Origin of the sequence: Absicoccus porci (assembly GCF_003725415.1) — a bacterium.
In the GTDB taxonomy this organism is placed as follows: domain Bacteria; phylum Bacillota_I; class Bacilli_A; order Erysipelotrichales; family Erysipelotrichaceae; genus Absicoccus; species Absicoccus porci.
In genome coordinates this window covers 747,723-760,234 of sequence record NZ_RJQC01000001.1, presented here as the reverse complement: position 1 = coordinate 760,234, position 12,512 = coordinate 747,723, and the positions used below count along the sequence as shown (strand labels likewise).

Sequence of the window (12,512 nt, the reverse complement as noted above, 5' to 3'; positions counted from 1 at the left end):
TAGGAGGATTCTTTTATGGAAGTAATACAATTAAGACCCGCATTCAAAGATTATCTTTGGGGTGGTCGTCGCTTAGTTGATGAATATGATAAGAAAGCAGATTGTGATCCGGTGGCTGAATCGTGGGAATTATCGGCTCATAAAGATGGGAGCAGTACCATTGTTGGGGGTGCCTACGATGGTATGTTGTTTAAAGATTATATTGATCAACATGCAAAAGATCTGTGGGGCACAAAAGTAGCCAAGGATGCAACATTTCCTATCTTGATCAAATTTATTGATGCGAAACAACCATTGAGCATACAAGTGCATCCGGATGATACGTATGCATGGGAACATGAACATGAACCTGGCAAAAATGAATTTTGGTATGTCATGGAAGCAGATCCAGATTCTTTCTTATATTATGGTGTAAAAGAACCAATGACAAAAGAAGAATATCGAGCGCATATTCAAGATGATACGATTTGTGATTATTTGAATAAAGTACATGTCACAAAAGGGGATTGTTTCTTTATTCAAGCAGGTACGATCCATGCGATTGGTGCCGGATTGATGATTGCTGAAATTCAACAATCGTCCAATTCAACTTATCGTGTTTATGATTTTGGACGGGTTGGTAAAGATGGCAAACCACGCCAATTGCATATTGATAAAGCTGTTGATGTTTCTAATTTAACGCCATCTGGTAAAAATGGAGAAGCAGAGGGACCTTTGATCCAGAAGAATGGGTATACAGAACAAGTTTTAACCAAAAATAATTATTTTACTTGTACAAAATATCATGTGGATACAACCTATACGGAAACCGTCACAAAAATGAGTTTTCAAGGTCTTACCATATTGGATGGGCAAGGGGCCCTATCCTATGATGATCAAGTCCTTCCTTTACGAAAAGGAGATTCGGTTTTTATCCCGGCACAAGATGGCAAGTATGAAATGAGTGGCAATTTGACTTGGATTCAAACTGTACTATGATCGAAGAATAAAAATGGATCAGAATTGGTCCATTTTTTCATGGAGGCAGGAATGAAAAAACATTTGACAAAAAAAGAAATGATCAGGGTTTGTCAAGAAAAGTGTGTATTTAATATTTTATAGTCGATTTTGATAAGTTCTCGATCTTGTTTTTAAAATGATGTTTTATGCCGAGAAAACTTGTTTATAATGATCGACCCTAAGGTATGCTTAAAACGGCCAGCTGAAAATTGATTTTTTTGACTGGCCGTTTTTTCGGGTTCTTAGGGGCGGAGTCTCATTGTAAACAAGGAACTTGGAATATATATCATTTCAAGATTCAGTATTGAATGTACTTTTCGATACGATCCTTAAACTGATCGTTGACCAACAATTGATTCAATACCATCGACCAATTATNTGGAATATATATCATTTCAAGATTCAGTATTGAATGTACTTTTCGATACGATCCTTAAACTGATCGTTGACCAACAATTGATTCAATACCATCGACCAATTATTCAAATGTCCTTTGTCCCATTTTTTCTGTAGTTCCTTCACCCGTAAATAGAGCAGCTTGAATACAGCTTCATGATTTGGAAATGACCCTTTTTTCGTCACTTTTCGAAAGGAGGAATTTACCGATTCGATCGCATTTGTCGTATACATGACTTTTCGAACAGCAGATCCATAATCAAACAGCTGTTCTACATGAAGGAAATTCCTTTTCCATACTTCGATCGCTCCAGGATATTGTTTCCAGTTGTCGCAGAATGTGTCGAACGCAGTCTTAGCTGCTTTTAGTGAAGAGGCTCCATATACTTTTTTAAGATCGGCAGTGAATTTTTTGTAGTCCTTGGTTGGTACATATCGGATGGAGTTCCGAATCAGATGAACGATACATCTTTGTACGACAACTCCGGGGAAAATAGCTTTGGCACCCGATTCAAGACCGGATACGCCATCCATAGAAATGAAAAAGATATCTTCGACTCCTCGTGCCTTGATCTCATCAAATACCTGCATCCAGTAGTTCTTTGATTCCGTGGAATCCATCCACAAACCAAGAATTTCCTTTTGTCCCTGCAGGTCATACCCAAGAATCACATAAACGGCTTCTTCTTTGGCTTCATAATCGTTTCTGACAGAAACATACATACAGTCGACAAAAACAAATGGGTAACATTTTTTGAGCGGTCTGTTCTGCCATTCTTCCACTTCCGGAAGGATAGCATTGGTTATATCCGAGATCATATCATGGGATACTTTAAAACCATAAATATCCTCGATCGTTGATGAGATATCCCGTTGTGACATTCCACGTGCATACATGGATAATACCTTTCCTTCGANATCATATCATGGGATACTTTAAAACCATAAATATCCTCGATCGTTGATGAGATATCCCGTTGTGACATTCCACGTGCATACATGGATAATACCTTTCCTTCGATATCGGAAACATCCTTTGATCGTTTGGGAACAATGACTGGTTCGAAGGATCCATTCCTGTCTCTTGGCGCATTGATTTCTACTTCTCCCATTGTGGTTTTTAAAGTTTTGGGATTGGAACCATTTCTTCTGTTCTTTGTAGATTTTGGCTCTTTTGAATTGGATTTATAACCAAGATGATTGTCCATTTCTCCCTGAAGCATGCCTTCAAACAATGGACCAAAGATTTCTTTGAGAGCATCCTGCATATCGGCTAATGAATCACAGTCATATTCTTTAAGGATTTCATTGGCAATCTTGACAGCGGCGGGATTTCTTTTAATTTTACTCATTTCATTCATTTTCCTTTTTCTCCTTCAACCATATCATGAGATAGGCATAATAAAAACTGTGTTCATTAGTTAGCCGTACGCATCTAACTAACTTACACAGTTTAGATTACACTCTCAATGATCACATTATCCAGCATGTTGTTTGGATTGTTTTTTGGTGCAGGAAATTTGATCTTTCCTGCATATCTAGGCCAGCAATCGGGAACGCATATCGTACCCGCTGTAATTGGTTTTTTAATTACAGGCGTTGGAATGCCCTTATTGGCGGTTGCTTCACTTGGAATCACTGGTAGTCATGGTCTATTGGATCTGAGTTCACGAATCCATCCTCGATTTGGCTTCTTGTTTACTTGTCTTTTGTATTTGACGATTGGGCCTTTTTTTGCAGCACCACGCTGTGTAACGGTCCCGTTTGAAATGGGATTCAATACTTTATTTACCCATCGGATATCACCACAATTGGCTCTGTTTCTATTTTCTTTTCTCTTTACCGGAGCCATGCTTTGGTTTAGTCTTCGTCCCGGTAAAATTATGGATTGGATCGGTAAATTATTAAATCCATTATTTTTGTTCATCTTATCCATTCTTTTAATTCAGGCTTTATCGCATCCTTATCCATTACATCCTTCCACTAAACTGTATGCCACGGCGCCGATGATGCAAGGCATCTTAAACGGATATAATACGATGGATGTTTTGGCTGGATTAGCATTTGGTATTATTGTAGTTCAGGTCATTCAAAAATATGGAATCACCGATCCGAAAGCAATAGCGAACAATACCTTAAAAGCAGGTATCTTGTGTTCGGTGATGATGGCCATCATCTACATCTTAACGGCTGTGGTTGGCGCATATAGCCTAGGATATTCCACCTTAGCCGACAATGGAGGCATCGTATTATCTCATATTGCGGTTCACTTTTTTTCTCAACAAGGAATGATCCTTTTGGCAACCATTGTGTTGTTTGCTTGCCTGAAAACAGATATTGGATTAGCAACCAGTTTTTCAACGACCTTTCATGAGATGTTTCCATCCATTTCCTACAAACAATGGGTTATCTTCTTTAGCGGTTGTATGTTGTTGATTGCGAATTTGGGATTGGACACCATTATTCAATATTCGGTCCCTATTTTAATGTTGTTATATCCTTTAGCCATTATGTTGGTGTTGCTCTCTTTAACTCGAACATCGAAAGTCGTTGCACGATGGACCATGAGCGGAACTTTGATTGGTTCTTTGATTGAATGCATCCGGACCTTACCCTTTTCATTTGGATGGATCACCTATGCGAATGCACATATTCCTTTATTTCAAATTGGTTTTGGTTGGCTCTACCCTATGTTGATAGGTTTGATCCTTGGATGTATCTTTAAAAAAAAGAAACGCAAAGAAAATAAAATATGATAGGATATTTCATGCGGGGTGAAAAGAATCAATGAAATCAGAAGAGTATTTGATGTGTGAAAAAAATTGGGTTTTTTATACGCTGATCCTCATTTCTGGATATTATGGTGCCTTTACGTATGTATTGCGAGGTAATGTTTTTTGTAATGCACAAACAGGGAATGTTGTTTTGATGGGCATGGCATTGGGATCCGGGAATATCCGTCATGGATTATACTATCTCATTCCGATTGGTGCATATATGTTGGGATCTTTGGTTTCGGAACTATTGCCAAATCCTATCAAACATACACTTTCGATTCGTTGGGATACTTTATTGTTGTTCATCGAAATGTTGGTTGTTTTGGGGTTGGGATTCATTCCGGAGAGTGCACCTGTACAAATCTCACAAGTAGCCATTAATTTTATTGCTTCAATGCAATATAATACCTTTCGGCAAGCACAAGGAACGCCCATGGCCACAACATTTGCGACCAATCATATTCGTCAAATTGGCATTGGCATCGCAAAAGAAATTAAGGGAAAAGATACAACGCATCGAAAGAAATTATTTAAACATATTCGTATGTTGCTTTGTTTCTTATCTGGTGCGACGATTGGTACTGTATTGTGTCATTTGTTTTTGGGCCGGGCGATATGGGTAACATTGATTCCATTAGGAATCTTGTTGAGCCAATTTATTAAAGAAGATGTACATATGGAATCTTTAGAACAAGTGCCACATGGACATTGATTGATAAGACAGGATTGTACTGTTAATGACAGTGCAACCTTTTTTTATTTAAGGGAGCATTGTCATTAAAGCTACAGAATCTATTTGATTGCATATACGTAGATTTAAAAATAATGAGAAAAACGAGGTCAATGTGATAAGACCCTTGTCCAGTAGATAGTGGAAATATCGTAAATAACTACCAAGCAAGGGCAATCATTTACCTTGTTTTTGGTTTATAAACAGAAAAAGTACTTACAATATACCCTACCAGGGTATAAAAAGAGGATATTAAATGGCAGAAAATGTTTTGGAAGTTAAAGATTTAAAGAAACAATATCATACAAAAAATGGCACGGCGGATGCCGTGAAGGGCATTTCATTTCATGTTCAGAAAGGAGCAATTTTTGGATTTCTTGGTGCCAATGGCGCAGGTAAGTCTACGACCATCAACATGGTAACAACCCAGCTATTGCCTACCTCTGGACAAATTATTTACGACGGAAAGGATATGACATCCAATGTTGTGGGTATTCGTCGGAAGATTGGAGTTGTAGCCCAACACAGCAACCTAGAGCGCGGCTTGAATGTCGAAGACAATTTATATTTTCATGGTCGATATTTTGGTATGGATCCCCAAACGATACAAGAACGATCAGAAGAATTATTAAAGAAATTTGGCCTGTGGGATCGTCGCAAAGATTATGTAAAGAGTTTTTATGGTGGTATGGCCCAAAGATTGAAAATTGCCCGTGCTATGTTGCATGATCCAGAAATCTTATTTTTGGATGAGCCAACAACAGGTCTAGATCCTAACTATCGAAAGATCTTATGGGATCAAATGTTGAAGATGAACAAAGAAGGAACAACGATATTTCTTACGACACATTATTCTTACGACACATTATATGGAAGAGGTTGAAAATTTTTGTCAACACGTTGCTATCATGAAAAAAAGTGAAATGTTGGCGTATGGTACGGTCAACGAATTGGAAGAACAGTCGGGTACAACTTCATTAAATGATGTATTCCTAGTTTTGACCAATTGTGATGGTGTCGATGATCGTAAGAGTGCAAATGGGGAGGAATAAGAAATGGATGAGAAAAAACTAACGAGAATTGCTTTTTGAGCCATGGTCAAACGAGACCTTTTGGTACAATGGCGCGATAAAGGAGAATTTATTTTCCGTGTTGCCATGTTACCATTCATTTTGATTTTGGTGTATGGATTTATGCTTCCGACTGTTGGCATTTTACCAGCAACATTCCCAACACATATGTTTTGTGGCATGATTGGTATGTCGATGTTGATTACAGGGATTCATGGAACAGACGTTCCTGTTTCTATGGACTTCCATAATTTACGTGAAATTGAGGATCGTTTATTAGCATCTGTATCTACTCGTACTGTAGCTTATGCCAAGATGTTTGTCGGAATTTTAGAATCGTTCATTGGTGGTTTGATCGTTTTACCCATTTCTTTGATTTTCATGGGATCAAAAATAACGATTCAAATGACACTGTCTAGTCTTCCACTCTTGATACTCGTTTTAGTTCTTACAGCTATGGCTTCTGCTGCACTTGGACTTTTGGTTGGTACTATTGTGAAACCAAGTCAAATTGCTGCTATGTTTCCTGGATTTTTGATGCCTGTCGTCTTTCTTGGTAGTATCTTCTATACTTGGAATCAACTGGCACCATTACCAGTGATGCAGGGAATTACCCTTTATCGATCCATTGACTTGGATCAATGAAGCGATTCGGGCAATCTTAACACCATAAACTTTAAGTTTACCTCTTTCCATGACGATGATTGGCATTGTGGTATGGGAATCATTGCGATGAAACGGTTTGATCGTATGGTTTACAATCATTAGAAAGTTGATGAAATTCATCAGCTTTTTTTATATTTATAAATGTAATAAAAATATTGATATATTAAATGTGATATGATAAATTCCAATTGTCATATAAATAGTGACAATGCTATAGGAGGACAAAACAATGAAAAAAATCGCAATTGTAGCCGCAGGAGGCCGTGTTGCCAATAAAGTTATTAGTGAAGCCGTGAATCGTGGTTTCGATGTAACCGCTTTTGGTCGTAAAGATGAAAATCATACCCAAGCGCAAACGTATATAAAGAAAGATATTTTTGATTTGACGAAAGAAGATCTTGCTGGATTTGATGCAGTCGTGGATGCTTTTGGTGCATGGACAGAAGAAACCCTTCCACAACATTCCACAACTTTAGCTCATCTTTGTGATATTGTATCCGGAACGCAAGTTCGATTATTGATTGTTGGTGGAGCCGGTTCCTTATACGTGAATCCCGAACACACTATGACTCTATCCGAAACACCAGATTTTCCGAATGCATTTCAACCATTGGCCAATGCCATGGCGAAAGCTTTAGGGGAACTTCGTCAACGCAACGATGTACAATGGACTTATATTTCACCGGCTGCTGATTTCCAAGCCGATGGCAAAAGAACCAAACTCTATTTACGAGGTGGTGAAGAATTAAAATTAAATGATCGTGGTGAGTCCATCATTTCCTATGCAGACTATGCGATTGCCATGGTCGATGAAATCGAAATAGGAAATCATCGACAAGAACGAATTTCGATCGTTCGCGCGTAAAGGATATATAGAAGGAAGGTGCACACAATGAATAAAATCGATGCATTAAAAAAAGTATTGAAAGAAGCCGATGCTGTTGTGATTGGTGCAGGAGCTGGTTTATCAACATCGGCCGGATTGACATATTCCGGTTCGCGTTTTAAACAATATTTTTGGGATTTTGAAGAAAAATACGGATATCATGACATGTATTCTTTAGGCTTCTATCCATATGATTCTATGGAAGAATTCTGGGGCTTTTGGTGCCGATCCATTTGGATCAATCGATATGCACCCATTCCTTCTTCGGTTTATCAAAATTTGTTTGATTTAGTAAAAGATAAAGATTATTTTGTCTTAACGACCAATGTGGATCATTGTTTCCAAAAGAGTGGATTTGATAAGCATCGTCTTTTCTATACGCAAGGTGATTATGGTTTGTTCCAAAGCAGTAAACCAAATGAAATCACACGAACCAAAACCTATGATAATTATGAGATCATTAAGAAAATGATACTTGCAGAAAGTTTTGAAATTAGCGAGAATGGAGAACTCATCATTCCTGAAAATAAGAAGATCCAAATGAAGATACCGTCGGAATTGGTACCTACATGTCCGGATGATGGAGCTTTGATGACTACCAATCTTCGCTGTGATGATACTTTTGTCCAAGATGATGGATGGTATCAAGCCAATGATCGATATGCCGATTTTTTGAGAAGACATCGTCATTTGAAAACATTATTTTTAGAGATAGGTGTGGGCAACAATACCCCAGGTATCATCAAATATCGATTTTGGCAGATGACCTACGAATGGCCTGATGGAACATATGCTTGTTTGAATCTGGGTCAAGCGGGTGCACCACGTGAAATACATGCCAAATCCATTTGTATCAATGATGATATTGGCAAAGTGATCAAAGAATTGTTGTAGGAGGTTAGCCATGACACAAGAAGAAAGAAGAATCTATCTAATTCAAGCTCTACAGAAAAAAATGCCCGAATATCGTGACTATACCATTCCAATCAATGAACAGGATCAGAAAGATTTGCTTCGAGCTTTATTTAATATTCGTTTACCAGCTCCTGCTTCTTCTACTTTTTATGAAGTACAAGATGCCTACTTATCCCAACGAGCCATTGAAAAGGGCATCACAAAAATCGATGATCTAAAACCAGTAGAAACAGATGAACGCCTATATCTATGGCAAGGGGATATCACTACATTAGCATGTGATGCCATCATCAATGCTGCCAATAACCAGATGACTGGATGTTATCGTCCGCTTCATAATTGTGAAGACAACATTGTGGGTAGTTTTGCAGGTTGTCAGTTACGATATGATACATATCTAAAAATGGAAGAAATGAAAGAAAAATATGGGCAAGAATATGAACAGCCAACGGCTGTACCAATGATCACTTCTGCCTATAATTTACCATCCAAATATATCATTCATGTCGTGGGACCTATTGTATATCCCTATCTGATGAATAAACATAAAATACAATTGGCTGCATGTTATCGAGCCAGTTTGGATCTAGCTGCTCAAAATGGTTGTAAGAATATCGCATTTTGTTGTATATCAACAGGTGTATTTCTATTTCCACAAGATAAAGCAGCAGAGATTGCGGTAAAGACAGTAAAAGAATGGTTAGATGAACATCCAAATAATTCTTTAAAACAGGTCATCTTTAATGTGTTCAAGGATTCAGATCGTAAGATTTATCAAAACTTATTATGTAAATGAAGATGCTTGTAGTGAACCCAGAAAGTTGGACAAAATGAAGTTCAACAGGAGGGTTCACTTTTTCTATGAAATTGACAGAAAAACAGAAAAAAGAAATTTATNGTAGCCTAATGTAGTGAACCCAGAAAGTTGGACAAAATGAAGTTCAACAGGAGGGTTCACTTTTTCTATGAAATTGACAGAAAAACAGAAAAAAGAAATTTATCAAAAACGTAAAAACGGGAAGACCGTTTCTTCACTTTCTGAAGAGTACGAAGTAAATAAATCGCGTATCAATTATCTTATTCGTCTGATCGATGCACATGGTCTAGAAAGCACGAAGCATTGTTCACATCACTATGCTTCAGAATTTAAATTAACTGCAATTAATAGAGTATTAATAAATGATGAAAGTATAACGTCTGTATCTATTGATCTTGGATTATCAGACAAAGGCACTTTAACAAGATGGATTAAAGAATTCGAAGAAAATGAGTATACTGTTGTTGTAAAGAAACGAGGGAGAAAGTCTCATGAAAAAGAAGACGAACAATCTGCAAGCGGAGAACAAAGCACTGAAGGAAGAGAATGCAAAGTTACGCAAGCAGAACGAGATTCTTATGATACGGCAAGAATACTTAAAAAAATTAGATGCCTTAGTTACGGCAAAAGAAAAGCGAGAAAACAAGAAATAGCACAGGTAGTAACGGAGCTAAGGCAGGAAACAAAGCGTTCATTGTCATTTATATTGAATGCGATCAACAGTTCAGATACACTGCCGCATATCAGTAGAAGTGATTATTATTACTGGTGTACTCATTCGGATCCAGATTGGAAATATGATGAACTGATGAACAGGATAATAACCATTTTCTATGATCATAAAACACGATATGGATATAGACGAATAACACTGGCTCTATCAAATGCTGGATTCCATGTAAACCATAAATTAATACAACGATTGATGAACAAAATGGGATTAGCCGGAGCAACACCACGGGCGAAATATCGGTCATATAAAGGAGATATGAATGGGACAGTAAAGAATTTACTGCTAGATAAGGTAGTGGATGAAGAAGAACATAAAACATACTACACTCGCAATTTCAAGACAAAGACCGTCAACGAAAAATGGACAACCGATGTTTCGGAATTTCATATAGCAGCCGGCAAATTGTATCTATCTCCAATCCTGGATATGTATAGTCATGAGATCGTGTCATATAATTTATCCACAAGCCCTAACTTTGCACAAATAACAGACATGTTGGATAAAGCATTTCAGAAACATCTCAATCTGGACGGATTGATCTTCCATTCTGATCAAGGCTGGCAATATCAGATGCAGGCCTATCATAAAAGACTGGAAGAGAAAGGAATCATTCAATCCATGTCAAGGAAAGGCAATTGCCTGGATAACTGTGTCATGGAAAACTTTTTTGGGAAGTTGAAAAATGAAATGTTTTATGGACATGAATATGAATTTACAACAATAGATGAACTACGCAACGCAATTAAAGAATACATAGACTATTACAATACAGAGCGCATACAAACACGATTAAAAGGCTTGACCCCTTGCCAAGCAAGAAATCAAGCCTTAATCTCTATTTAGCTTTGTTCAAAATTTGGGGTTCACTACAGCTTTTGGCATCTTTTTTTATTATAGACGACTTAAAAAAGTAGGTGGTAAAATATAAACAGATAAATGAGGAGATGAAGACCCAATGAATGAACTACAAAAAGATGGAAGTATTTATGTACCATATGAAGATCGTACGGGTGAAGAATCCGATGTATTCTTTACGCGTGATCTATCGGCCCAAGGTCTTGTCAAAGCTTACGAAAGTGTGAATGGAAATATTACAGGTAAGACAGGTATCAAACTGCATACAGGTGAGCAACATGGACCTAATATCATTCCCCATGATTGGGTAAAATACTTAATGGAAACAGAAAAGGAATTGAAAGATGCTTCTATTGTAGAAACCAATACATATTATGAAGGAGATCGATATACAACACCTCAGCATCGGAAAACATTAGAAGTTAATGGTTGGACATTTTGTCCTGTGGATATTATGGATGAAGAGGGAACAGCACTCTTACCTATTCATGGTGGTAAATGGATGAAAGAAATGTCGGTAGGATCACATATGTTGGATTATGATTCGATGGTCATCTTAACGCATTTTAAAGGTCATACGCAAGGTGGTTTTGGTGGATCCAATAAGAATATTGGCATTGGTTGTGCCGATGGCCACATTGGTAAGAAGTGGATCCATACTTATGAAGGACAAGATCAATGGTCCATTGCGAAAGAAGAATTTATGGAACGAATTACAGAATCGACCAAAGCGACCATTGATTATTTCAAAGATCATATCCTCTATGTTAATGTGATGCGTAATATGTCGGTATCCTGTGATTGTGAAGGTATTCATGCACAACCGGTTGTAACGCCAAATGTAGGTATCTTAGCTTCACGTGATATTCTGGCTATCGATCAAGCTTGTGTGGATTTAGTCTATGCGATGAAAGAAGAAGATCATCATGATTTAGTCGAACGAATTGAAAGTCGCCATGGTTTACGTCAATTATCGTATATGAAAGAAATGGGTATGGGTAACAATCGTTATCGTTTGATTGATTTGGATCACGATAGAAAACAGATTTCTACGCAAGAAGCCGTTGCTGATGTTGTACCATTTGTGAATGAATGAGAGGAATAGATATGACAAATCTGATTAAAGGCATTGAACATATTTGCATCAAATGCAAGGATAAAGAAGAGTTTGCGAAAGTAACCGAATTTTATACGACAATTTTAGGTATGGATATCCTGAGAAGTTGGGGTGATGAAGAACATCCATATGCGACGTTTGATACAGGAAATGGTGGTATTGAAGTTTTTACTGAAGATGTCGAAGACCTTCCACAGGGAGCCATTCGCCATTTTGCCCTGGCTACAGATGATGTGGATGGTTGTGTTGCAGCCGTACAAAAAGCTGGATATCCAATCACGAAAGGACCGGATACGCTTGTGCTTCCAAGTGATCCGCCATATCAATTACGAATGGCATTTTGTATAGGTCCCGTTGGTGAAGAGATTGAGTTCTTCCAGGGATTTGGTACACCAAAAACAGAATAATTTGACATGGGACTGGTAGGAAATCCAGTCTTTTTACGTGTAAAAAAAATATATATTAACATATCGGTTAAAGTTATGGATATCGTATTGATTGCAAAAGCACTTTCAAATGAGACTCGGTTACATATTCTAACATAGTTAAAA

13 protein-coding genes and 1 pseudogene are annotated in these 12,512 nt (G+C 37.6%); 12 read left to right on the top strand and 2 right to left on the bottom strand.

All coding sequences use genetic code 11. The annotated features are described in order from the left end of the window. Window positions 1-15: 15 nt before the first annotated feature. The gene (locus EDX97_RS03830) at window positions 16-978 is read left to right on the top strand and encodes a type I phosphomannose isomerase catalytic subunit (RefSeq protein ID WP_128519853.1); all 963 of its coding nucleotides are present in this window, start codon (window positions 16-18) and stop codon (window positions 976-978) included. A gap of 423 nt (window positions 979-1,401) precedes the next feature. Here EDX97_RS03830 and EDX97_RS03825 read toward each other — a convergent pair. Together EDX97_RS03825 and EDX97_RS12210 are read right to left on the bottom strand one after the other, a co-directional pair. Next, a pseudogene (locus tag EDX97_RS03825) lies at window positions 1,402-2,312 on the bottom strand (IS256 family transposase); the annotation flags it as partial. A 1-nt stretch (window position 2,313) separates the two neighbouring features. Beyond that, window positions 2,314-2,747: transposase (locus tag EDX97_RS12210; RefSeq protein WP_420884684.1), on the bottom strand; the 434-nt coding region annotated here is incomplete at its 3' end. A gap of 117 nt (window positions 2,748-2,864) precedes the next feature. Here EDX97_RS12210 and brnQ point away from each other — a divergent pair. The 11 genes from brnQ (at window position 2,865) to EDX97_RS03775 (ending at window position 12,368) form a co-directional block, all read left to right on the top strand. Next, window positions 2,865-4,151, top strand: coding sequence for a branched-chain amino acid transport system II carrier protein (gene brnQ / locus EDX97_RS03820; protein ID WP_128519852.1), 1,287 nt, complete (start codon window positions 2,865-2,867; stop codon window positions 4,149-4,151). 31 nt (window positions 4,152-4,182) lie between these two features. After that, window positions 4,183-4,884 (top strand): YoaK family protein, encoded by a 702-nt coding sequence (locus tag EDX97_RS03815; RefSeq protein WP_128519851.1) that lies wholly within the window; start codon window positions 4,183-4,185, stop codon window positions 4,882-4,884. A 274-nt stretch (window positions 4,885-5,158) separates the two neighbouring features. Beyond that, complete coding sequence (locus EDX97_RS03810; protein WP_221175876.1) at window positions 5,159-5,785, top strand: ABC transporter ATP-binding protein; 627 nt, start codon at window positions 5,159-5,161, stop codon at window positions 5,783-5,785. A 25-nt stretch (window positions 5,786-5,810) separates the two neighbouring features. Next, window positions 5,811-5,954 (top strand): hypothetical protein, encoded by a 144-nt coding sequence (locus EDX97_RS11850; protein WP_221175875.1) that lies wholly within the window; start codon window positions 5,811-5,813, stop codon window positions 5,952-5,954. A gap of 42 nt (window positions 5,955-5,996) precedes the next feature. Further along, a complete protein-coding gene (locus EDX97_RS03805) occupies window positions 5,997-6,617 on the top strand; it encodes an ABC transporter permease (protein ID WP_221175874.1) in 621 nt (206 codons plus the stop codon). A 250-nt stretch (window positions 6,618-6,867) separates the two neighbouring features. Continuing rightward, window positions 6,868-7,503 carry an NAD(P)-dependent oxidoreductase gene (locus EDX97_RS03800; RefSeq protein WP_128519850.1) on the top strand — a complete coding sequence of 212 codons (636 nt, stop codon included), beginning with the start codon at window positions 6,868-6,870 and terminating at the stop codon, window positions 7,501-7,503. A 27-nt stretch (window positions 7,504-7,530) separates the two neighbouring features. Further along, window positions 7,531-8,418 (top strand): SIR2 family NAD-dependent protein deacylase, encoded by an 888-nt coding sequence (locus tag EDX97_RS03795; protein ID WP_128519849.1) that lies wholly within the window; start codon window positions 7,531-7,533, stop codon window positions 8,416-8,418. A 10-nt stretch (window positions 8,419-8,428) separates the two neighbouring features. Next, complete coding sequence (locus tag EDX97_RS03790) at window positions 8,429-9,235, top strand: protein-ADP-ribose hydrolase (RefSeq protein ID WP_128519848.1); 807 nt, start codon at window positions 8,429-8,431, stop codon at window positions 9,233-9,235. 169 nt (window positions 9,236-9,404) lie between these two features. Beyond that, window positions 9,405-10,832: an IS3 family transposase gene (locus EDX97_RS03785; RefSeq protein ID WP_128519847.1), complete on the top strand. Its 1,428-nt coding sequence runs from the start codon at window positions 9,405-9,407 to the stop codon at window positions 10,830-10,832. 112 nt (window positions 10,833-10,944) lie between these two features. Continuing rightward, window positions 10,945-11,940, top strand: coding sequence for a DUF362 domain-containing protein (locus tag EDX97_RS03780; RefSeq protein ID WP_128519846.1), 996 nt, complete (start codon window positions 10,945-10,947; stop codon window positions 11,938-11,940). An 11-nt stretch (window positions 11,941-11,951) separates the two neighbouring features. After that, window positions 11,952-12,368, top strand: coding sequence for a VOC family protein (locus EDX97_RS03775; protein ID WP_128519845.1), 417 nt, complete (start codon window positions 11,952-11,954; stop codon window positions 12,366-12,368). Window positions 12,369-12,512: the final 144 nt, after the last annotated feature.

Excerpts from the sequence above, each read along its gene's own strand:
- brnQ (WP_128519852.1), top strand. The coding sequence starts at position 2,865 with ATGATCACATTATCCAGCATGTTGTTTGGATTGTTTTTTGGTGCAGGA.
- EDX97_RS03800 (WP_128519850.1), top strand. The coding sequence starts at position 6,868 with ATGAAAAAAATCGCAATTGTAGCCGCAGGAGGCCGTGTTGCCAATAAA.
- EDX97_RS03780 (WP_128519846.1), top strand. The coding sequence starts at position 10,945 with ATGAATGAACTACAAAAAGATGGAAGTATTTATGTACCATATGAAGAT.
- EDX97_RS03805 (WP_221175874.1), top strand. The coding sequence starts at position 5,997 with ATGGTCAAACGAGACCTTTTGGTACAATGGCGCGATAAAGGAGAATTT.
- EDX97_RS11850 (WP_221175875.1), top strand. The coding sequence starts at position 5,811 with ATGAAAAAAAGTGAAATGTTGGCGTATGGTACGGTCAACGAATTGGAA.
- EDX97_RS03795 (WP_128519849.1), top strand. The coding sequence starts at position 7,531 with ATGAATAAAATCGATGCATTAAAAAAAGTATTGAAAGAAGCCGATGCT.
- EDX97_RS03775 (WP_128519845.1), top strand. The coding sequence starts at position 11,952 with ATGACAAATCTGATTAAAGGCATTGAACATATTTGCATCAAATGCAAG.
- EDX97_RS03785 (WP_128519847.1), top strand. The coding sequence starts at position 9,405 with ATGAAATTGACAGAAAAACAGAAAAAAGAAATTTATCAAAAACGTAAA.
- EDX97_RS03815 (WP_128519851.1), top strand. The coding sequence starts at position 4,183 with ATGAAATCAGAAGAGTATTTGATGTGTGAAAAAAATTGGGTTTTTTAT.
- EDX97_RS03830 (WP_128519853.1), top strand. The coding sequence starts at position 16 with ATGGAAGTAATACAATTAAGACCCGCATTCAAAGATTATCTTTGGGGT.
- EDX97_RS03810 (WP_221175876.1), top strand. The coding sequence starts at position 5,159 with ATGGCAGAAAATGTTTTGGAAGTTAAAGATTTAAAGAAACAATATCAT.
- EDX97_RS03790 (WP_128519848.1), top strand. The coding sequence starts at position 8,429 with ATGACACAAGAAGAAAGAAGAATCTATCTAATTCAAGCTCTACAGAAA.